This window comes from Pseudonocardia sp. HH130630-07 (assembly GCF_001698125.1).
Classification (GTDB): Bacteria; Actinomycetota; Actinomycetes; order Mycobacteriales; family Pseudonocardiaceae; genus Pseudonocardia.
Genome location: NZ_CP013854.1, coordinates 1666435 through 1687805 on the forward strand (window position 1 = coordinate 1666435; position 21371 = coordinate 1687805).

The 21371-nt window shown below is 74.4% G+C and carries 18 protein-coding genes and 1 pseudogene; 11 read left to right on the plus strand and 8 right to left on the minus strand.

Annotated elements, in window-relative coordinates; translation table 11 throughout:
- Positions 1 to 3 precede the first annotated feature (3 nt).
- Positions 4 to 813, minus strand: a complete 810-nt coding sequence (locus tag AFB00_RS08000) for a TrmH family RNA methyltransferase (protein ID WP_068796706.1) — start codon at positions 811 to 813, stop codon at positions 4 to 6.
- 166 nt (positions 814 to 979) lie between these two features.
- Between AFB00_RS08000 and AFB00_RS08005 the strand changes: the two genes are divergently transcribed.
- The 6 genes from AFB00_RS08005 to AFB00_RS33905 all read left to right on the plus strand — a co-directional run bounded on the left by AFB00_RS08005 (position 980) and on the right by AFB00_RS33905 (position 8345).
- Positions 980 to 2467, plus strand: a complete 1488-nt coding sequence (locus AFB00_RS08005) for a glutamate--cysteine ligase (protein ID WP_068800109.1) — start codon at positions 980 to 982, stop codon at positions 2465 to 2467.
- A gap of 212 nt (positions 2468 to 2679) precedes the next feature.
- Positions 2680 to 4428 carry a hypothetical protein gene (locus AFB00_RS35580; protein WP_068796707.1) on the plus strand — a complete coding sequence of 583 codons (1749 nt, stop codon included), beginning with the start codon at positions 2680 to 2682 and terminating at the stop codon, positions 4426 to 4428.
- Positions 4425 to 4943, plus strand: a complete 519-nt coding sequence (locus AFB00_RS08015; RefSeq protein WP_068796708.1) for a hypothetical protein — start codon at positions 4425 to 4427, stop codon at positions 4941 to 4943. The genes AFB00_RS35580 and AFB00_RS08015 overlap by 4 nt, the downstream gene beginning before the upstream one ends.
- A 3-nt stretch (positions 4944 to 4946) precedes the next feature.
- Positions 4947 to 6047, plus strand: coding sequence for a hypothetical protein (locus AFB00_RS08020; RefSeq protein WP_156819436.1), 1101 nt, complete (start codon positions 4947 to 4949; stop codon positions 6045 to 6047).
- Between the two features lie 4 nt (positions 6048 to 6051).
- On the plus strand, positions 6052 to 6618 hold the full coding sequence (locus AFB00_RS08025; protein ID WP_156819437.1) for a hypothetical protein: 567 nt from the start codon (positions 6052 to 6054) through the stop codon (positions 6616 to 6618).
- Positions 6619 to 6635: 17 nt separating this feature from the next.
- Positions 6636 to 8345, plus strand: coding sequence for a glycoside hydrolase family 16 protein (locus AFB00_RS33905; RefSeq protein WP_197519790.1), 1710 nt, complete (start codon positions 6636 to 6638; stop codon positions 8343 to 8345).
- A 39-nt stretch (positions 8346 to 8384) separates the two neighbouring features.
- Here the strand turns inward: AFB00_RS33905 and AFB00_RS08035 are convergent, their stop codons facing one another.
- On the minus strand, positions 8385 to 9254 hold the full coding sequence (locus AFB00_RS08035; RefSeq protein WP_068796711.1) for an IS5 family transposase: 870 nt from the start codon (positions 9252 to 9254) through the stop codon (positions 8385 to 8387).
- A 103-nt stretch (positions 9255 to 9357) separates the two neighbouring features.
- Here AFB00_RS08035 and AFB00_RS08040 point away from each other — a divergent pair, with 103 nt between their 5' ends.
- Positions 9358 to 10278: a glycoside hydrolase family 16 protein gene (locus tag AFB00_RS08040; protein ID WP_068796712.1), complete on the plus strand. Its 921-nt coding sequence runs from the start codon at positions 9358 to 9360 to the stop codon at positions 10276 to 10278.
- A 180-nt stretch (positions 10279 to 10458) separates the two neighbouring features.
- On the opposite strand, the gene AFB00_RS08045 is transcribed toward AFB00_RS08040, so the two are convergent.
- Entirely contained in the window at positions 10459 to 11892 is a 1434-nt protein-coding gene (locus tag AFB00_RS08045; RefSeq protein ID WP_068796713.1) for an NCS2 family permease, read from the minus strand.
- 66 nt (positions 11893 to 11958) lie between these two features.
- Between AFB00_RS08045 and AFB00_RS08050 the strand changes: the two genes are divergently transcribed.
- A complete protein-coding gene (locus tag AFB00_RS08050; RefSeq protein ID WP_083275360.1) occupies positions 11959 to 12234 on the plus strand; it encodes a DUF2530 domain-containing protein in 276 nt (91 codons plus the stop codon).
- Between the two features lie 32 nt (positions 12235 to 12266).
- Positions 12267 to 13007: an SDR family oxidoreductase gene (locus AFB00_RS08055; protein ID WP_068796714.1), complete on the plus strand. Its 741-nt coding sequence runs from the start codon at positions 12267 to 12269 to the stop codon at positions 13005 to 13007.
- 1 nt (position 13008) lies between these two features.
- On the opposite strand, the gene AFB00_RS08060 is transcribed toward AFB00_RS08055, so the two are convergent.
- The 3 genes from AFB00_RS08060 to AFB00_RS08070 form a co-directional block, all read right to left on the minus strand.
- Positions 13009 to 13206, minus strand: a complete 198-nt coding sequence (locus AFB00_RS08060) for a hypothetical protein (protein ID WP_068796715.1) — start codon at positions 13204 to 13206, stop codon at positions 13009 to 13011.
- A 15-nt stretch (positions 13207 to 13221) separates the two neighbouring features.
- Positions 13222 to 14388, minus strand: coding sequence for a L,D-transpeptidase (locus tag AFB00_RS08065; protein ID WP_068796716.1), 1167 nt, complete (start codon positions 14386 to 14388; stop codon positions 13222 to 13224).
- Between the two features lie 114 nt (positions 14389 to 14502).
- A complete protein-coding gene (locus AFB00_RS08070) occupies positions 14503 to 15552 on the minus strand; it encodes a UDP-N-acetylmuramate dehydrogenase (protein ID WP_068796717.1) in 1050 nt (349 codons plus the stop codon).
- A gap of 22 nt (positions 15553 to 15574) precedes the next feature.
- On the opposite strand from AFB00_RS08070, the gene AFB00_RS08075 reads away from it, so the two are divergent.
- Positions 15575 to 16075 carry a DUF2505 domain-containing protein gene (locus AFB00_RS08075; protein WP_068796718.1) on the plus strand — a complete coding sequence of 167 codons (501 nt, stop codon included), beginning with the start codon at positions 15575 to 15577 and terminating at the stop codon, positions 16073 to 16075.
- Positions 16072 to 16947, plus strand: a complete 876-nt coding sequence (purU, locus tag AFB00_RS08080) for a formyltetrahydrofolate deformylase (RefSeq protein ID WP_068796719.1) — start codon at positions 16072 to 16074, stop codon at positions 16945 to 16947. Before AFB00_RS08075 ends, purU begins: the two co-directional genes overlap by 4 nt.
- 67 nt (positions 16948 to 17014) lie before the next feature.
- Here the strand turns inward: purU and dgoD are convergent, their stop codons facing one another.
- Together dgoD and lon are read right to left on the minus strand one after the other, a co-directional pair.
- Entirely contained in the window at positions 17015 to 18163 is a 1149-nt protein-coding gene (dgoD, locus tag AFB00_RS08085) for a galactonate dehydratase (RefSeq protein ID WP_068796720.1), read from the minus strand.
- Positions 18164 to 19012: 849 nt separating this feature from the next.
- Positions 19013 to 21356: pseudogene (lon, locus tag AFB00_RS08090) on the minus strand (endopeptidase La).
- Positions 21357 to 21371 lie beyond the last annotated feature (15 nt).

A 21371-nucleotide genomic window follows, 5' to 3' on the forward strand; every position in this document is an offset into this window, starting at 1 on the left:
GCCTCAGCCGCCCCCGGTGACCGCGTGGAACGCCACGGCGGCCGCGGTGGCGACGTTGAGCGAGTCCACCCCGCTCGCCATCGGGATCCGCACCAGCCGGTCGGCGGCGGCGAGCGCCTCGTCGGTCAGCCCCGGGCCCTCCGCGCCCACCAGCAGCGCGACCCGCCGCCCGGCCAGGCCCGCCGTGGCCAGCGGCTCGGCGCTCGCCGACGGCGTCAGGCCGACGACGGTGTACCCGGCCGCCCGCAGCACGTCCAGCGAGCCCGGCCACGGACCCGGCAGGGACGCGAACGGCACGCGGAGCACGTGCCCCATCGAGACCCGGACGCTGCGCCGGTAGAGCGGGTCCGAGCAGCCCGGGCCGAGCAGGATCCCGCCGATCCCGAGCGCCGCGGCGTTGCGGAACAGCGACCCGAGGTTCTCGTGGTCGCCGACGCCCTCGCAGACCGCCACCGTCCCGGCGCCGGCCAGGAGCGTGGCGGGATCCGGCGCCGCCGCCCGGTCGGCGACGGCGAGCACCCCCCGGTTGAGGTGGAAGCCGACCGCACGGGCCATCGTGTCGGCGTCCGTGGCGTAGGCGGGTACGTCCAGGCCGGCGAGATCGTCGGAGAGTTCCGCCAGGCGTCGCGGGACCCCCAGCAGCGACCGCACCGGATAGGGTGAGTCGAGCAGCCGTCGTACGACGACGACACCCTCGGCGATCACCAGGCCACGGCCACCGGGCCGGTCGGGACGCCGGTCGGCGGTCGTCAGGTCCCGGTAGTCGTCGAGCCGCGGGTCCGCCGCGTCGTCGATCGTAGTGAGTATTGCCACGACGCCCGATCATCCCATGTCACTGACCGTTCGCCGCGCCTGGTCGCCCTTTCAGCCGGTACCGCCCGGTCCGGTGATGTGACAACGTGTAGTGCCGTCTCCCTTTCCACCGGCTCGCCCGGCCGGGTGAGGAGGCGCTCCCCGTTCGATGGAGGTCGGTTCGCGCATGGGTCAGGTTGTCGACCGGACGACGTTCACCCGGCGCGACCGCCAGCGCTATCGGATCAAGGTGCAGCGGTGCCTCGACTCGCTGGCGGAGCTGCTGCGGTCCTACCCGTTCGGCGACACCGATCCGATGACCGGCGTCGAGATCGAGTTCAACCTTGTCGATCCGCAGCTCGCGCCGTCGCTGAACGGGAACGACGTCCTGGAGACGATCAGCTCCGGCGAGTGGCAGACCGAGCTCGGCCGCTGGAACCTCGAGCTGAACCTGCCGCCCCGCCCGCTGCCCGGCGACCAGTGGCGCCAGCTGGAGCACGAGCTGCTCGACCTGCTCGCCGGCGCCGGGGCGAAGGCCGGCGACCTGCGGACCCAGTTCGCCATGATCGGGATCCTCCCGACGCTGGACCCGAGCCACATGACCGGCGAGGCGATCACCCCGGACGACCGCTACCGGGCGCTCAACGACCAGATGCTCAACGCCCGCGGCGAGCCGGTCCGGATCGACATCACCGGCAGCGACCCGGACGAGCGGGTCAACGCCGACTTCGACACGATCATCCCCGAGGCCGCCTGCACCTCGATGCAGCTGCACCTGCAGGTCGCGCCCGCGGACTTCGGCCGGTACTGGAACGCGGCGCAGTGCCTCGCCGGCGTGCAGCTCGGGCTGGGGGCGAACTCGCCGTTCCTGCTCGGCTCGCAGCTCTGGGCGGAGACCCGGATCCCGCTGTTCGAGCAGGCCTGCGACGTCCGCACACCGGAGCTGCACAACCAGGGTGTCCGCCCACGGGTGTGGTTCGGCGAGCGGTGGATCGACTCGGTCCTGGACCTGTTCTCGGAGAACGCCCGCTACTTCCCCGCCCTGATGCCGCTCACGACCGACATCGACCCGGCCGCCCAGATGCGGGAACAGGGTTTCCCGGAGCTGCCGGAGCTCACCCTGCACAACGGCACCATCTGGCGCTGGAACCGGCCGATCTACGACAGCACCGGCCGGACCCCGCACGTCCGGCTGGAGAACCGGGTGCTCCCCGCCGGCCCGACGACCGTCGACATGGTCGCGAACGCGTTGTTCTTCTACGGGCTGCTCCGCACCCTCGTCGAGTCCGACCAGCAGCTGTGGCGGTCGGTCTCGTTCGAGGCGGCCCGGGAGAACTTCCAGACCGCCGCCCGGCACGGCATGGACGCCCCGCTGTACTGGCCGGGAACCGGATGGATCCGGCCCGACGAGCTGACGCTGCGCAAGCTCCTTCCCCTTGCTCACGAGGGCCTGGCCCGCTGGGGGGTCGGCTCCGCCGTCTGTGATCGCTATCTGACCGTGCTGGAACGACGCTGTGTCACCCGGCAGACGGGCGCCTCCTGGCAGGTCGATGCCGTCGCCGCGCTGGAGGCACGCGGCGCCGACCGGATGTCGGCCCTGCACGGGATGCTGGACCGGTACCTGGCCCAGTCCGCGGCGAACCAACCGGTGCACACCTGGGAACTTCCTTCGTGACACCGTATCGCTCCTGACCGGGCACCGCCAGATCGTCTTCACCATCGCGAAGACATTCGCCGGAGTACGCCCGCTCGCGCCGCCCGGTTCCTACCGTCCCCGTCCGCGTCACCCGTACGGGTACGCGAACCTGGACGGAGGACCATGTCCGCGCAGCATCGTTTCCCGCCGGCCGGCGATCCCGGCCCGCGGCGATGACGCGAGTGGGTGCCATGTCCCCGTTCCGCCTCTTCGGCCGCTCCTCCGAACCCGCCTACGACGGGCCCGACCCCTGGCTCGACGATCCGGTCCCGCCGGTCGCGGGCCCCGGCCCGCTCGATCGGGCCGAGCGCGACGCGCACGGCACGCCGCCCGGCCACGGCGGTCCCGGTCCCCACGACCGGCCCGTCGCCGCACCGGCTCCCGCCGAGCGGCCGGGCACCGGCGGATCCGGCCGCTCGGCCCCGGCGCGGGAGCACCGGCCGGGCACCGACGGCCCCGCGACCGCGGCGGCGCGGCCGTCGTCGGTGTGGACGCCGCGCCGGCCGCCGGAACGCGAGCCCGACGTCCCCGAGCCGGTGACCGACCCGTTCGGCTTCCCCCCGGTCGCCGCGATCCCGGCCACCGCACCGCGGCCCGCGACCGCGGCGGGCTGGGCCCCGACCGAGCACGGGACGCCGGCCGCGACACCCGCGACACCCGCAGCGCCTCCGGCCCCCGTGGCCACCATGGCCCCCACGACCACCGTTCCTCCCGCGACCACCAGGGCCCCGGTCCCGCCCGCTACCACCGTCACGCCCGCGACCACCATGACGCCCGCGGCCGCGGCGCCCGTGGCACCACCGGCCGCACCCGCACCGTCGCCCTCGGCGCTCCCCACGGTCGTGCCCGCACCGGAACCCGCTGTGGCTCCCGACGGCGGATCCGCACCGGAACCCCCCGGGGCTCCCGATGCGGCGCGGACTCCGGTCCCGGCGCCCGCCGGCGCACCGGATCCCCCGGCCATCCCCGTCACGACGGCACCGGCCCCCGGAGCCGGACGGTCCGCGGCGGTCGCACCGGACCACGGGGCGCGCACGCCGGAAGCGCCGGTCGCCACCCCGGCGGCGACTCCGGAACCGCACCCGGCGACCACCGCCGACGCCACGGCCGGATCCGCGCACCTGCCCGAGGCCACCGCCGCCGCCCGCGGCGGCGCCATCCTGCCGACCTACATCCCGGCCTCCCCGGACATCCCGACGCCGGTCGACGACCCGCCGGTCCGTCCGGCGCCCACCGCCACCGCCGAGCGGCCCGACCTGGCGGGGCAGCCGGGCACGGCCCACCAGCCGGGCGCGGCGCAGCAGCCACACGCGGCGCAGCAGCCGGACGGGGCGGTGCCCGACGGGCCCGTCCCGGCGCCGCCGCGGGCGGGCGGGACCGGACGCGCGATGCCCTGGGCCTCGGCCGAGCCGCAGGCCGGACCGGCGGCCGGGGCGCCGGACCCCGGCATCGACCCGGCCGAGGCGGCCGCGCTGGCCGGGGCGTTCGCGGTGGACCTGCTCTCCTGGGACGAGGACGACCCGGCACGCCGGGCCCGCGCCATCGGAGCCCACCTGGAGTCCGCGCAGGGCGCCGGGCTGCTGGGCTGGACCGGTACCGGGCGTCAGCGAGCCGACCTGGTGCTCCCCGGCCGGGTCCGGGCCGACGGCGACCGGGTGCACGTCGACGTCCGGGTGCGGGTCGTGCCGTACCGCCGCGTGGACACCAGGGCGCCGGGCGTCCCGGAACCGGAACCGGACGACTCGATCGGTGAGCCGGCCGCCGCCCCGGCCCCGTCGGCGCGCGGCTGGCGCGGTCTCGCCGCGCGCTGGGTCCGGATCGAGGTACCGGTCGTCCGCGCCGGTGCCCACCTCGTCGTCGACGCCGGACCGGACACCGCGCCCGGTCACCGGCCGACCCCGGCCGATCTCGCCGCCCACGCCGCGGGCCAGGGCCGATGATCCGCCGGATCCCGGTCGTCGGCGGGCTCGCCGGCGGCATCGGGACGACGAGCGTCTCCCGGGCGCTGTACGCGCGCGATCTCGGCGTCGTCTCCGGTTCCGGGGTGCTGCCGGACGTGCTGCTCTGCCGGGACACGGTCTCCGGGCTCGCCACCGCGGCCCGGATCGCACCGGGCCCCGGTGCCGGGCCCGGCGGGCCGGTCCTCGCGATCCACCCGCGCTCGGCCGAACCCGACGGCGTGGACGCCGACGCCGCCGGGACGGGCTGGGCCGCCGTCGTCGCGCTGCCCTGGGTACCCGGGTGGTCGCGGTCCGCCGACCCGTGGGCGGACGCCGCCGCGGTGCTCGGCCAGAAGACGCCGTCGGCCGCGGTACGCCGGTACGCCGAGGCGCTCGGCCGGATCGTCGACGCGCTGGTCGCGGGTGGCCGGCTCGACCGGTCGCTCGTCCCCCGGCACCGCGGGCAGCTGCGCCCGGTGCGCGGCGTCGTCCTCCGCACCGGATCGGGCCGGTGAACCGTGCGGGTACTCCTCGTGGCGCTGGCGACGGCTGCCGTCCTGCTGGCCGTGACGACCCCCGCGACGGCCGCCGAGCCCGCCGCCGACCTGGACTCGGCCGCGGTGCCGGAGGCCGCCCGGTCGCAGCTGGACCTGATCACCGAGCTGACCACGCAGAACTGCCCGGAGCTGCCGCCGGCGTGGGTGGTCGCGCAGGTGCAGACCGAGTCCGGGTGGGACGCGGACCTGCGTACCGGGACGGCAACCGGGCTGCTCCAGGTGTCCGAGCGGACCTGGGTGGCCGCCGGTGGCGCGCCGTGGCCGGACCCGGCGCTGACCGATCCGGCCGAGCACCTGCGCGTCGTCGTGCCGTGGCTGTGCGCGACGCTGCGGGCCGCGGCCGGCTATCTGGCGACCACGCCGAAGGACGTCACGGTCCTGGACGCGATGCTGGTGTGCCATCTCGCGGGCTGCCGCCGGGTGACCGGGTCGGAGTCCGGGGTGCCGGCGGCCGGCGAGGCGGACTGCTCGCAGGCCTGCTCGACGGCGATCCGCCGCTACCTCGACAGCGTGCACGACCTGGTGGGCCGGTACTCCGGTGCACCTCCCGCCGACGACCGGGAGGGCGCGGCCCCCGAGCAGCGTCCGGCCGATCCCGCGGCCGCCCCGGCACCGGCGTGGACCGGCGGTGCCACCGGGTGCGAACGGCCCGACCCGGTCCGGTCCGGCGGCTGCCTGACCGGTGCCGCCGAGCACGGCCTCGCCGCGGCGACCGCGGTCTTCGAGCCGGTCATCGACACCGTCGGCTGCTGGGACGAGCACGCCCAGAATCCCCGCTCGGACCATCCGAAGGGACGCGCATGCGACCTGTTCACCGGCCCGGCGGGCCGCTTCGCGAAGGACGGCGACCTCGACGAGGGCTGGCGCGTCGCGCGCTGGTTCGCCACAAACGCGGAGCCGTTGAAGGTGAAGTACCTGATCTGGCAGGGCCGCTACTGGGACCCGTCGGTCCGCGAGGACGGGACCGGCTGGGGCCGCCGGTACACCGGCGGCGGGGTGTACGACACGTCCGACCCGACCGGCGGTCACTTCGACCACATCCACGTGAGCTTCGCGGAGTGAGCCGATGAGACGCGCACTGCCGATGCTCGTGCTGGCGGCCGTCCTGGTCGTGCCGGTCGTGATCCTGGTGCCGGTGTTCCTGCCCGGCGACTCCGGGCCCGCCGTCCTGACCTCGGCGGACCGGGAGGCGATCGGCGATCCCGGGCTCGACCGCGGCGCGGACCCGGTGCCCCCGGCGGCGCTGCCGTCGGCCGCGGAGTCGGTCGCCAGGGCCTACCTGCGGGCGGCGCACGGCGGTGACCCCGGCGACGACGGTCGCAGCCGCCGCGACGCCGTCGCCTACGCCGCGCCGGGCAGCCCGGCCGCGCTCGGCGCGCCGGTGCTCGATCCCCCGGGACCCGGTGAGCGCCGGATCGCCGAGGTCGAGGCACTCGACCCGGCCGGGACGGCCACCGGCGGCGACCGGACGGCGTTCGTCGCGCAGGTGCGCACGACGACCGCAGCCCCCGGGGCGGCGCCGCGCACCGAACGGTGGCGGACCCGGCTCGTCCTGCACCGCGGGATCGACGGCCGCTGGGCGGTGGCCGCCGACACCCCGATCACCACGGACACGCCCGACGTGAACGACTGACCTCGAGGAGCAGGGCGATGACCGCCGACGAGCTGGAAGAACTGATCAAGAGACTGGTGACCCAGGGGGTGACCGTGCTGATGTTCACGCTCGGCCCCGCCGGGGAGGTCCTCGGCGTCACCCCGGGCGACGAGCCGGCGGCGGGCGTCTCCAACGCCCAGGACGCCGCGCGCGACCGGCCACCGCTGGAGCTGGGCGCCGACGGGGAGGTCTGCGTCGATCCCGGCGGGTCCGGGTCGCGGTCCGGCGGCACGGGCTCCGGGGACACCGGGAGCGGGAGCCGCCCGGGGACCGGCCCGGGCGGCAGCGCCGACGGCACCGGCTCCGGTCCACGCGACACCGGCGACACCGGGAGCGACCGCCCCGGCACCGATCCGGACGCGGGATCCGGCGGCGGGAGCGGCTCCGACTCCGGCTCCGACTCCGACTCCGACTCCGACTCCGACTCCGACTCCGGCTCCGGCTCCGGCTCCAGCGACGATTCCGACGGCCGGTCCGGTGCGAACGGTGACTCCGACAGCGGGTCCGACTCGGACTCCGACTCCGGCTCGGGATCGGACTCCGGCTCGGGATCGGACTCCGGCTCGGGATCGGACTCGGGCTCCGGTTCGGGATCCGACGCCGACAACCGCTCCGGCTCCGGCAGCGACACCGGATCCGACAGCGACACCGGATCCGGCGGTGACCCCGCCCCGGGACCGGGGACCGGCCGAGACACCGGGACCGACGCGGGCTCCGGCTCCGAGGACATCTCGCGCCGCGGCACCGACCCGGGTGGTCCGGGCACGGACAGCGGCTCCCCCTCGACCGGCGGGTCCACCGGCACCGGCTGCCCGCCGGACGGGACCCGGAGCACCCCGTCCGACGGCGGCACCACCGGCGGCGACACCTCCCGCGACGGCAGTGACCGGTCCGGGGACTCCGGCTCCGGGGACTCCGGCCGCTCGGGAGGCTCCGGCTCCGGGGACTCCGGCACCTCAGGTGGCTCGGGCGACTCCCCGACCGCAGGCGGCGCACCCTCCGGGGACGGCAGCACGGCGGGCACGGGCGGCGGGGACGCCGAGGGCACCACCGCGGCGGCCACGCTGGGCTGGGGCGAGCCCGTCCGCGCGGACGACTTCACCGGCGACCTGTCCGGATGGAACCTCTACGACGGCGCGGGGCACGCCGGCAACGGCCGCCGCACCCCGGACGCTGCCAGCGTGCAGGACGGGATCCTCACCATCACCGGCGACTCCGAGGGCAACACCGCCGGCATGGCCTGGACCGAGGGCAGCCAGCAGTACGGACGCTGGGAGGGCCGGGTGCGGGCACCCGCGTCGGACCCGTCGTACAACGCCCTGCTGCTGCTGTGGCCGACCGCGGAGAACTTCCCCGAGGGCGGCGAGATCGACTTCATGGAGATGATGGACGAGTCCCGGCAGGAGACGAACATCTTCGTCCACTACGGCGCGGACAACTCCCAGGTGCAGGGCTCGGTCCAGATCGACGCCACCGAGTGGCACAACTGGGCCGTGGAGTGGACCCCGGACCGGATCACCGCCTACGTCGACGGCGAGCAGTGGTGGGAGACCACCGAGCAGAAGGTGCAGCCGCCCGGCCCGATGCACCTCGCCATCCAGCTGGACTGGTTCCCCAAGGGCGGTGACGTGCAGGAGTCGCGGATGGAGGTGGACTGGGTCCGCCAGTACGCCGCGGACGGCGGGGGCGGCGGCACGAACAACTGAACCCGGACGGGTGAGCCTCTCAGAGAGTGTTTGAGAAGATCATGTTGAGGGTGTGACTACGTACTTCTGCTGGCGTCGGGCGGGTTCGCCACGGGCGATGCGGCGGGTGATGGTGTTGATCGCCGCCCAGCGGATCATGGCCTCGGACACTGCGGGGTGGCGTTCGTAGTCGCGGGCCAGGCGGCGGTGTGCGGTGACCCAGGCCAGGGTCCGCTCGACCACCCACCGCCGCGGGAGGACGGCGAATCCGCGCTGCTCAGGCGGTTTGCGCACGATCTCGACGCTGGTGTGCAGGATCGTGGTCGCCCAGTCCAGCAGGCGCCCGGCGAACCCGGCGTCGGCGTAGACGAACCGCACCCTCGTGCGCAGGTAGAGGTCGAGCAGGATCGACTTGGCGCCATCGCGGTCCTGCACCGACGCCGAGCACACCATCGTGGTCAGCAGCAGGCCGAGGGTGTCGGTCACGATGAACCGCTTCCGACCGTTGATCTTCTTCCCGGCGTCATAGCCGCGGGTGTCCCGCCCGACCGTGTCAGCGCCCCTCACCGACTGCGAGTCGATGATCCCCGCGCTGGGTTCGGGGTCGCGGCCCTCATCAGCGCGTAGCTGACGGCGCACGATCGGGAGGATCTGCTCGGTGACCCTCTGCTGCTCCCACCGGTTGAAGTACCAGTACACCGTCTGCCACGGCGGGAAATCCACTGGTAGAGCCCGCCACGCGCACCCGGCGCGCACGACGTAGAGGATCGCATCCACCACATCACGGCGCGCGTGCTTCTCCGGCCGGCCTCCCGCCCCCGCCGCTGGCAGCAGCGGCTCGATCAACGCCCACTGCTCATCGCTGGTGTCCGAGGGGTACCGCCGCCTACGCCGAGCCACTCCTCCACGATGGACCACACCCGGACGCATCCAGCGCAGACACGCCGACCCTTCTCAAACACGCTCTCAGCGCACCCACAGCAGCCCCTTCCTAGCGTGCCCTCCAGGCAATCGCGGGACGAGGAGGACGGGCGTGCAGCAGGAGGATCCGGAGCCGGGGCGGGACGACGTTCCCGACGACCCGGAGGCTCCGGCCCGCCGCCGCTGGCCGACCGTCCTCGGTGCGATCGCCGCGGTCGGCGCGCTCGCCGGCATCGTCGCCGTCGCGGCGAACGTGGACCTGCTCGGCACGTCGCAGCCCCCGCCCGCGCCGCGGTCGGCACCGCCACCCGGCGGCATGCACGAGCAGGAGCGGCCCGGCCAGATCAGCGAGCTGGACCCGGCGTCGCGGTCGGACTCCGAGGCCGCCGTCCGCAACGGCTGGCAGCTCGCCGCGAACGACGAGTTCGACGGCGCGGCCCTCGACCGCTCGAAGTGGAGCCCCTACACCGGGGAGACCACCGGCGGGATCGGGCGGCACCGCGCCGAGAACATCGCGGTCCGCGACGGCCAGCTCGTCCTCACCAGCCGCGGCCGCACCTCCGCCGGGCTGGCCTGGCGGGGCGGTCAGCAGTACGGCCGCTGGGAGATGCGGGCCAAGACCAACCCGGGCACCGGGTACGGCGACGTCGCGCTGCTCTGGCCGGACGCCGAGGACTGGCCCGAGGGCGGCGAGCTGAACTTCATGGAGATCCCGAAGGGCGACCGCTCGGAGACCCACACGATCGTCCACTACGGCGAGGACAACAGCCAGGTCGGCCAGACGATCCGCGGCGACTTCACGCAGTGGCACAACTACGCCGTCGAGTGGCTGGCGGACCGGGTCGTGTTCTACATCGACGGCCGGGAGGTCTTCCGGACCACCGATCCGGAGCAGATCCCGCCGCGCCCGATGCACCTGGCCATGCAGCAGGACATCGGCCCCTACGGCGACGACTGGATCCCGCCGCTCGACGCGAGCTCGCCGGAGACACTCGACTTCCAGGTGGACTGGGTGCGGATCTACGCACCCTGACGAGAACGGATCATCGGCTCCCGCTCGGCGGCGGGGCCGGTGTGACTGGGGATAGAAGGAGGCCCCGGCTCCACTGGGGAGCCGGGGCCTTCTCCTGTCCCGAACTGACGCGCCGCTCCCACCACGAAGCGACACCCAGAAGTTAGCGCAGCCTTGCCTTACTTGGCAAGCCCTGCCGGGTCAGCCGATCAGTTCCCGCAACGGTCCCACACCGAAGTAGGCCACGAACAGCACCGCGACCACCCACATCAGCGGGTGCACCTGCCGTGCCCGCCCGGTCGCGGCGGACAGCGCGACGTAGCTGATGAACCCGGCGCCGATGCCGTTCGCGATCGAGTACGTGAACGGCATGACGACCACGGTGAGGAACACCGGGATCGCCGTCCGCAGCTCGTCCAGCGCCACCGTGGTGATCTGCCGGAACATCAGCGCCCCGACGACGACCAGCGCCGGGGCCGCGGCCTCCACCGGCACGATCGCGTAGAGCGGCGTGAAGAACATCGCGAGCAGGAACAGGACGCCGGTCAGCACGTTCGCCAGCCCGGTCCGGGCGCCCTCGGCGATACCCGCCGCGGACTCCACGAACAGCGTGTTCGACGACGCCGACCCGGCACCACCGGCGACCGCACCCGCGCCCTCGACGACCAGCGCCCGCCCGACGTTGGGGAGCTTGCCGTCGGCGTCGGCCAGACCCGCCTGCCTGCCGAGGCCGGTCAGCGTCCCCATGGCGTCGAAGAAGTTCGCCAGCACCAGGGTGAAGATCAGCAGGACCACGGTGATGATGTCCAGCCGGGTGAACGCACCGAACGAGACCTGGCCGACCAGGGACAGGTCCGGCAGCCCGACGACCTGATCGGGCAGCGCCGGGACGGCCAGCGACCAGCCCTTCGGGTTGTCCGGCCCGGCCGGCCCGGCGCCCACGATCGCCTCCACCACGATCGCGACGACGGTGTTGATCACGACGCCGATCAGGATCCCGGCCCGGACCCCGCGGGCGACGAGCACGCCGACGACCACCAGCCCGAGCACGAACACGAACGTCGGCCAGGACGCGATCGAGCCGTCGATGCCGAGCCCGACCGGGACGGTGGTGTTCGCCGCGTCCGGAAGCCGGCGCACGAACCCGGAGTCGACCAGCCCGATCATCGCGATGAACGCCCCGATGCCGACCGCGATCGCCGTCTTCAGCTCCGTGGGGACGGCGTTGAACACCGCCGTCCGGAACCCGGTGACCGCGAGCAGCACGATGATCAGGCCGTCGATGACGACCAGGCCCATCGCCTCCGGCCAGGTCATCATCGGCGCGATGGTCACCGCGAGCAGGGTGTTGATCCCGAGCCCGGTGGCGATCGCGAACGGGTAGTTCGCGAGCACCCCGAACAGGATCGTCATCACGCCCGCGACCAGCGCCGTCACCGCGGCGACCTGGGCGACCGGCAGGATGCCGCCGAGTGCGTCGGTCTTGGCCGACGGATCGCCGGGCGCGATGCTGCCGAGGATCAGCGGGTTCAGGACGATGATGTAGGCCATCGCCATGAACGTGACGAGTCCGCCGCGCAGCTCACGGGGGACGGTGGACCCGCGCTCGGACACGCGGAACAGGCGCTCGATCACGGCGACACACTAGACACAGTGCAACGGTTCCGGGCTGCTGGCGCGCAACGTCTACGCTACGGATCCGTGACCGCACCGGAGCCCGGCGACCCCCCGCCCCCGCCGCCGTTGCCGCAGCGGTTCTACGAGTCCCCGCCGGTGATCCTCGGCGGCATGCTGCTGTGGGCGCTGGCCATCGCGATCCTGCTGCTGGTGTGGCTGCTGGGCGGGCCGTGGCTGTCGGGCTGGTTCTGGACGTGCGTCGCCGGGCTGGGCGTCGGCCTGTTCGGCGCCACCGTCTTCACCGTGCAGCGCGCGGCGTCCCGGCGCGGGGACCGCTCCGCCCAGCGCGACGTGCGCTGATCGCCGGGGAGCGCCCCGCCTAGGCTCGGGTCATGAGTTCCGACCGTCCCACCGCCGTCGTCACCGGGGCCTCCTCCGGGATCGGCGCCGCCACCGCCCGCCGGCTCGGCGCCGCGGGCTTCCACGTCGTGCTCGGTGCCCGCCGGGTCGAACGCTGCGCCGCGATCGCCGAGGAGATCGACGGGACCGCGCTGCCGCTCGACGTCACCGACCCGGACTCGGTGCGCGCCTTCGGCGAGGCCGTCGACGGGGCGCGGGTGCTGGTCAACAACGCCGGCGGGGCGAAGGGGCTGGCGAGCGTCGAGCACGCCGACGAGCAGGAGTGGCGCTGGATGTGGGAGACCAACGTGGTGGGGACGCTGCGGATCACCCAGGCGTTCCTGCCCAAGCTGCGGGCCTCGGGCGACGGCCACGTCATCACCGTGACCTCGATCGCGGCCCAGGACTTCTACGACAACGGCGCCGGCTACACCGGCGCCAAGCACGCCCAGGCGATGCTGCACCGCACGCTGCGCGGGGAGCTGCTCGGCGAGCCGATCCGGGTCACCGAGATCCTCCCCGGCATGGTCGAGACCGAGTTCTCCGAGGTGCGCTTCGACGGCGACACCGAGAAGGCCGCCGCGGTGTACGCGGGCCTGACCCCGCTGACCGCCGACGACGTCGCCGAGACGATCGTGTTCGCCGCGACCCGGCCGTCGCACGTCAACCTGGACCAGATCGTGCTGAAGCCGCGGGACCAGGCCTCCGGCACCCGCCGGCACCGGCGCACCTGAGTCAGAGGGTCTCCTCCGAGCGGCGGTGTTCCTCGGCGGCGTCGGCCGGCTCGTCGCCGTCGAGGGCGCCGGCGATCCGTTCCTCGGACTCGGCGAGGATCTCCTCCGCACCGGGGCGGGTCCCCTGCTCCTCCGGGAGCGGGGTGGCGCGGCTCTGCGCGCGTTCGGCGGGCACGTCGGGGTTCTCGGGAGCGGTCATGATCGCGGGTACCCGCTACGGCAGCGCGGACAACCTCTGCCACTCGTCCCACGGGACCGTCCAGTCCCAGAGGTCGCCGTCGGACGGCGAGAGCTGCACCGGGGTGCCGGTGACCTCGACCGGGTCGCCGTAGAGCACGGTGTCGTAGTAGGCCTTCGCGTCGGCCTCGGACAGGTTGACGCAGCCGTGGGTCACGTTCGCGCTGCCCTGCGCCGACGCCGAGGCCGGGTTCGCGTGGATGAACTCACCGTTGTTGCTCATCCGCACGGCCCACTTCTCGACGACGTCGTAGCCGTACTGCTGCGAGGTCATCCGCTTGTCGGTGAACTTCTCGGTGACGACGTGGATCCCGGACCGGGTGTTGCGCTCCGGGTCGTCGGCCAGCCCGTAGCTGGCCGGGTAGTTCGCGATCTCCCGGCCGTCCCGCTCGACGACCATCCGGTGTGATCCCGCGTCGGCCTTCACCACCTGGGCCCGGCCGATCGCGAACGACGTCGACAGGTCGGCCGCGCCGTAGTCCCCGTCGCCGTAGGCGACGCCCTTCAGCGGGGCCTCCACCCGGACCTCGGTACCGGCCGGCCAGTACTCCTTCGGCCGCCAGTGCACCCGGGACCCGCCGCCCTCGTCCGGCAGCCAGCCCCAGGCGCCCTCGACCCGGGTCGAGGTGGTGACCGTCAGCGCCCGCTCGACGGCGGCCCGGCCGGCCACGTGCCGGGCGAATTGGATCTCGATCGGGGCGGCGACGCCGACGGTCCGGTCGTCACCGATGTTGAGGGTGCCCCGCACCGTGTGCGCCGGCTCCAGCGTCCCGACGGTGCCCTGCACCGGCGCCGAGCCGCCCGGGCCCGCCGCGGTGCCGTGCCAGGTGTAGACGGTCGCGTAGTCGAGCTTCCCGCTGCTGGTCCAGGTCGTGCGGTCCGGGGAGAGCCCGCCCGGGACCGGCTCCCCGCCGGGGCCGGTCAGCGTGACGCCGTCGAGCGTGCCACCGGCCACCCGCACCGAGACCGGACCGGCCGGGTTCACCGCGGTGGCGTTCGCGGCCGGCTGGTAGCTGAGCTGCGGACCGGCCGGCGGTGGCGCGGCCCGGGGCCCGTCCTGCGCCGGAGTCGCGGCGATCGCGACGGCCCCGGCGACACCCAGCGCGGCGAGCAGCGCCACGACCACGATCAGCACTCGGCGCACGGCCCGTCCCCCCGACTCGCTTGCGTCCCGCAACCGACGGTACGCCGGATGCCGCGCCCGGGGTTCGGCCCGGAGGGTGATCGAAGGTCGTCCGGAAGTGGGTCCGCAGCCGGTTCAGAGGGTGCAGCCCACCAGGACCGGCTCCGCGGTCAGCTCGACGCCGAACCGGCCGGCGACCCCGTCGCGCACCTGGGCGGCCAGCGCCAGCAGGTCCGCGGTGGTCCCGCCCCCGCGGTGGGTCAGCGCCAGCACGTGCCGCGACGACAGCGCCACCCGGCCACCGGGACCGGCGAACCCACGGGTGAACCCGGCCTGCTGGATCAGTCCGGCCGCCGACAGCTTGACCCGGCCGTCCCCGGCCGGCCAGGCGGCGAGCCCGTCGACCACCGGGGCGTCGGCGACCGGCAGCACCGGGTTGGTGAAGAACGAGCCCGCCGACCAGGTGTCGTGGTCGTCCGGGTCGAGCACCATGCCCTTGCCGCGGCGCAGCGCCAGCACCGCGTCCCGCACGACCGCAGGCTCCGTGCGCGAGTCCGGCTCGACGCCCAGGGTCCGGGCCAGCTCGGCGTAGCGGACCGGGGCGGAGCGGCCGTCGGCCCGCAGCGCGAACCGGACCCGCAGGACGACGGCGTCGTCGGTGCCCTTCAGGACGCTCGTCCGGTAGGCCAGGCCCAGCTCGGCGGCCGGGACCCGGGTGCGGACGGTGCGGGTGCGGCGGTCGTAGAGATCGACGTCGACGAGCAGGTCGGCGACCTCCACCCCGTAGGCGCCGACGTTCTGCACCGGTGTCGCGCCGGTCCGGCCGGGGATCCCCGACAGGCACTCCAGCCCGCCGAGCCCCTCGGCCACCGTGGCCGCGACGACGTCGTCCCAGTCCTCGCCGGCCTCCACCGTGACCAGCACGGAGTCCCCGGCGCGCTCGTAGGCGACGCCGCGCCCGGCGAGCAGGACGGCGGTGCCGTCGAACCCGGTGTCGGCGACGACGAGGTTCGAGCCCCCGCCCACGAGCAGCACGCGCTCACCGGCCGCGTCGGCGCCCCCGACCGCGTCCACCACCTCGGCGGATCCCTCGGCACGCACGATCCGGGCAGCCGGGCCACCGAGGCGCAGCGTGGTGTGCGCACTCAGCCGGGGATCGGTCGTGGTCGTTCCGGGGAAGCTCACGGGTGAACGGTAACCTGCGCCCATGCCCCGCTCGATCGACTACCGCGCCACCTCCGCGCACCCGGCGTCGAAGGTGTACGCGGCGATGGTGGACCGTGACCTGCTCGACGAGCAGCTGCGGCACCTGGGCGGTCCGGGCGCCGGCGTCACCGCGTACGAGGCGACCGCGGACGGCGTCCGCTACACCCTGCGGCACGGGATCCCGTCCGAGCACCTGCCGTCGATCGTGACGTCGTTCGTCCCCGGCGGGAACCTCGTGATCGACCGCGCCGAGCAGTGGCGGGCCGGCGGCGACGGCGTCTACGACGGCACGGGCTCGGTCACCGTCGTCGGCACCCCGGCCACGGCCCGCTCGGTGATGCGGGTCGCCGACGTCGGCACCGGTGGCAGCGAGATCCGGATCCGGGCCGAGGTCACCGTCAAGGTCCCGCTGGTCGGCTCCCGGATCGAGCAGGCGGTCGCCGGTCAGATCGAGCAGCTGCTGGCCGCCGAGACGGAGTTCACCCTGGCCCGGGTGTCGTGAACCGCCGCTACGTCATCACGCTGTCCTGCCCGGACCGCACCGGGATCGTCGCCCGCATCTCGGCGTTCCTCGCCGATCTGGGTGCCTCGATCACCGAGGCGGCCTACCACGCCGACACCGACGCGGGGGTCTTCTGCACCCGCCAGGTCGTCGACGCCGGGTCGGTGCCGTGCGATGTCGACGAGCTCCGCGAGCGGTTCGCGCCGGTCGCCGAGGAGCTGGGCGGCGCGCACCGGATCTCCGACACCGGCGAGCGCAAGCGGGCCGTGCTGCTGGTGACGAAGGACCAGCACTGCCTGCACGACCTGCTCGGCCGGGTCTGGGCCGACGAGCTCCCGGTCGAGATCACCCGGGTGATCGGCAACCACGAGTCGCTCGGCGGGATCGTCACCGCGCACGGCCTGCCGTTCCACCACGTGCCGTTCCCGCGGCCGGGCGACCCGTTCCGCGAGCAGGCCAAGGTCACGGCGTTCGAACGGATCCGCGAGCTGGTCGACGCCGACGAGCCGGACGCGATCGTGCTGGCCCGCTTCATGCAGGTGCTGCCGGCCCACCTGTGCGAGGCGTGGGCCGGGCGCGCGATCAACATCCACCACAGCTTCCTGCCGTCGTTCGCCGGGGCCCGTCCGTACCACCAGGCGCACCGGCGCGGCGTCAAGCTGATCGGCGCGACCTGCCACTACGCCACCGCCGACCTCGACGCCGGCCCGATCATCGAGCAGGACGTCACCCGGGTCGACCACGGGGACACCGCGGCCGACATGATCCGGCGCGGCCGCGACATCGAGCGTCTGGTCCTGGCCAGGGGCCTGCGGTGGCACCTGGAGGACCGGGTGCTGGTCCACGACGGCCGGACGATCGTCTTCCGCTGACCGCCCGGCCCGCACGGCGGGACGGCACCGCTACGACGCCGCTCCGTCGATCACCGCCGACGGCCGGTCACCACTCGGCGAGGCTGCCGTCGGCGTGCCGCCAGACCGGGTTGCGCCACCGGTGCCCGTCCTCCGCGGCCCGGCGCACCGCGGCCTCGTCGATCTCGATGCCGAGGCCCGGGCCGGTGAGCCGCCCGACGTTCCCGGCGTCGTCGAGCGCGAACACCCCGGGATCGAGCAGGTGGTCGAGGGTGTCCCCGCCGACGTTGTAGTGGATGCCCAGGCTGGTCTCCTGGATCAGCGCGTTCGGTGCGGCCAGGTCGAGCTGCAGGCAGGCGGCCAGCGCGATCGGCCCGAGCGGGCAGTGCGGCGCCACCGCGACGCCGTGCGTCTCCGCGGCCGCCGCGATCCGCCGCGACTCGGAGATCCCGCCCGCGTGCGAGAGGTCCGGCTGGGCGATCGCGATCCCCGACCGCAGCACCGGCGCGAAGTCCCAGCGGGAGAACAGACGCTCGCCGGTCGCGATCGGGATCGTCGTCGAGTCGCAGATCCGGGCCAGCTCCCCGGACAGCTCCGGGACCACCGGCTCCTCGACGAACATCGGGTGCAGCGGCTCCAGCTCCCGGCACAGCACCCGGGCCAGCGCCGGGGAGACCCGGCCGTGGAAGTCGACCGCGACGTCGCGGTCCGGGCCGAGCACCTCGCGGACCGCGGCCACCCGCTCGACGACCTCGCGCACCTCGGACACCGACTCGACCGGCCGCATCCGGCCACCGGCGTTCATCTTGACGGCGGTGTACCCCGCGGCCACCCGGGCCGCCGCGGCCTCGCCGACCTCCGACGGGTCGTCGCCGCCGATCCAGCCGTACATCCGCACCCGGTCCCGGACGGCGCCGCCCAGCAGGTCGTGCACCGGGACACCGAGCGCCTTGCCACGCACGTCCCACAGCGCCTGGTCGATGCCGCTGACCGCGCTGGAGAAGACCGGTCCGCCCCGGTAGAACGCGCCGCGGGTCATGACCTGCCACAGGTCCTCGATCCGGGTCGCGTCCGCCCCGATCACGACGTCGGCCAGCTCCTCGACGGCCGCGACGACCGTGTGCGCCCGCCCCTCCACCACCGGCTCGCCCCAGCCGACGAGACCGTCGTCGGTCTCCAGCCGCAGGAACACCCACCGGGGTGCCACCAGGAACGTCTCCAGCCGGGCGATCCGCATCGATCCTCCTCGGGCCGCCCGCGGCGACCGCTCGCCTTCTTCTCCGCGTCGCGCAGGCCGGTCCGCCGGCCCGCACCCGGGACGCTAGCTGCCACACCCAGTCTCTTGCAATATTCGCATCATCATTGCAAATAACGCAGACCGCCGAAGGCCCAGCCGTCATCCCGGCGCTCTGTTGCTCCCCGCGCCCGCCGCAGGGGACAGCGGGGATGCGGCGCACCGGAGCGGGGCGCGATCGGTGTACGGGTGCGCGGCCCGAGGCAAGGAGGGGACGACGCAAGCGGAACCCGGCGCGTGCGCACGGGACGAGGCCCGCGGGAGCCGTGCGACCCGGATGGCCGGTGCCGAGATGTACGTGAGCGGGCTCCGAAGCCGTGCACGGCCCGCTGCACTGCATCTCGGCACGACGAGCCGCGGGATGACCCCGGCGAGCGGCCCCACCCCGCCCCGCAGCCCCCGACACCCGGCCCTCGTGCCGCACCCCGGCCCTCGTGCACCGTTCTCCAGTGCGCCGCACCCTTCGCGCGGGGCCCGGCACGCTGTGCAGAGGTGCACGAGCTGATCAGGGGTGCGCCGGGTGGTCGCTGTCCGCCGGGCCCGCCCACTCGCCTCGGGCACCGGACCCGGGCCGGGGTGCCCGTCCCCCGCACCCCGGCGCGGCGTGTCGCGCCCCACGCGCGGAGCGCGACACGCGGATCCGCGACGCTGCGCCGTGGCCGGAGTGCGGCGGCAGGCGGGGCGCAGCGGGCCAGGATGCGGCGAGCAGGGCGGGGCCGCAGCGAAGCAGGAGCGGGTCACACGACGGCGCCCGCCCCGCGGAGTGCGGGACGGGCGCCGGATCGTGGACGGTCAGGCCGCGTGCTCGACCGCCGGCTCCAGGGCGATCTCCAGCACCTCGGCCACGTCGGCGACCGGGTGCACCCGCAGCTCACCGCGCACCGACTCCGGGACGTCGTCCAGGTCGGGCTCGTTGCGCTTCGGGATGATCACGTCGGTCAGCCCGGCCCGGTGCGCGGCGAGCAGCTTCTGCTTCACCCCGCCGATCGGCAGGACCTTGCCCTGCAGGGTCACCTCACCGGTCATACCGACACTCGACCGCACCGGACGCCCGGACGCGAGCGACGCCAGCGCCGTCGTCATCGTGACGCCGGCGGACGGGCCGTCCTTCGGCACCGCACCGGCCGGGACGTGCACGTGCAGCTTGTGCTGCGCGAGGTCCCCGGCGAGGCCCTTGGACCGCAGGTAGGACAGGGCGATCGAGACGGACTCGGTCATCACCTCACCCAGCTGCCCGGTGATCTGCAGGCCGGGCTCGCCGTCCATCGAGGTGGCCTCGATGAACAGCACGTCCCCGCCGGTGCCGGTCACCGCCAGCCCGGTCGCCACGCCCGGCACCGAGGTCCGCTCGGCCGGCTCCGGGGTGAACCGCGGCCGCCCCAGGTAGGTGACCAGTGCGTCGGCGTCGACGTGCACCGGCCGCCCGGCACCGGACCCGTCCGAGGAGTCCAGCTGCACGGCGACCTTCCGCAGGACCTTCGCCAGGCCCCGCTCCAGCTGCCGCACCCCGGCCTCGCGGGTGTACTCGGCGGCGATCATCGACAGCGCGACGTCGGTGAACTCGACGTCGCCGTCGTCCAGACCGGCCGTCCCGATCTGCCGCGGGAGCAGGTGGTCCCGGGCGATCGCGACCTTCTCCGGCTCGGTGTAGCCGTCGAGCGTGACGACCTCCATCCGGTCCGCGAGCGGGCCGGGGATCTGAGACGGGTCGTTCGCGGTGGCGAGGAACAGCACGTTCGACAGGTCGAGATCGACCTCGAGGTAGTGGTCGCGGAACGTGTGGTTCTGCGCCGGGTCGAGGACCTCCAGCAGCGCCGCGGTCGGGTCGCCTCGGAAGTCCGAGCCGACCTTGTCGATCTCGTCGAGCAGCACGACCGGGTTCATCGACCCGGCCTCGCGGATCGCCCGGACGATGCGGCCGGGCAGCGCGCCGACGTAGGTGCGCCGGTGCCCGCGGATCTCCGCCTCGTCCTGGACGCCGCCGAGCGCCACCCGGACGAACTTCCGGCCCAGCGACCGTGCGACCGACTCGCCCAGCGACGTCTTGCCGACACCGGGCGGGCCGACCAGCGACAGCACCGCGCCGGAACCGCGGCCGCCGATCGTGTCGGTACCCCGGCGGTTGCGCCGGGCCCGGACGGCCAGGAACTCGATCAGGCGCTCCTTGACGTCGTCGAGGCCCGCGTGGTCGGAGTCCAGGATGCGGCGGGCCTCCACCAGGTCCGAGGAGTCCTCGGTGGTGTCGTTCCACGGCAGGTCGAGGACGGTGTCGAGCCAGGTCCGGATCCAGCCGGACTCCGGGCTCTGGTCCGACGCCCGTTCCAGCTTCCCGACCTCGGTCAGCGCCGCGGAGCGGACGTGCTCGGGGCAGGTCGGCCGCCTCGACCCGGGCCCGGTAGTCGGCCTCGCCGTCCGGGTCGTCCTCGCCCAGCTCCTTGCGGATCGCGGAGAGCTGCTGGCGCAGCAGGAACTCGCGCTGCTGCTTCTCCATGCCCTCGCGGACGTCGTTCGAGATCTTCTCGCTGACCTCCTGCTCCGCGACGTGCTCCCTGGTCCACTCCAGGAGCTTCTCCAGGCGTGCGGTCAGGTCGGTCTCGGCGAGCAGCTCGGCCTTGTGCGCGACGTCCAGCCAGGACGCCCATCCGGCCAGGTCGGCGAGCTGGCCCGGGTCGGTGGTCTGCTGCACGGAGTCGATGACCTGCCAGGCGCCCCGCTGCTGCAGGATGCCGACGACGAGCGCCTTGTACTCCGTCGCCAGCTCCCGGACGCGACCGGTGGGCTCGCCGTCAGCGACCGGCTCGGCCTGCACCCACAGCGCGGAGCCGGGGCCGGAGACGCCGGTCCCGATCCGGGCACGGCGCTCGCCGCGGACCACCGCGGCCTGTTCCCCGCCGGGGAGCCGGCCGATCTGTTCCAGGACGGCGACGACGCCGATCGCGCCGTAGCGGCCGTCGATCCGGGGGACGACGAGCACCCGTCTGCCGTCGTCGTCGTCACCGTTCTCGTTCGATCCGGTGGTGGCGGCGTCCACCGCCGCGCGGGTGTCGGGGGCGTCGAGCCGGACCGGCACCACCATGCCGGGCAGGACAACGGTGTCGTCGAGGGGCAGGACCGGGAGCGTCAGCACGTCACTCATGTCCGCTCCAACCGC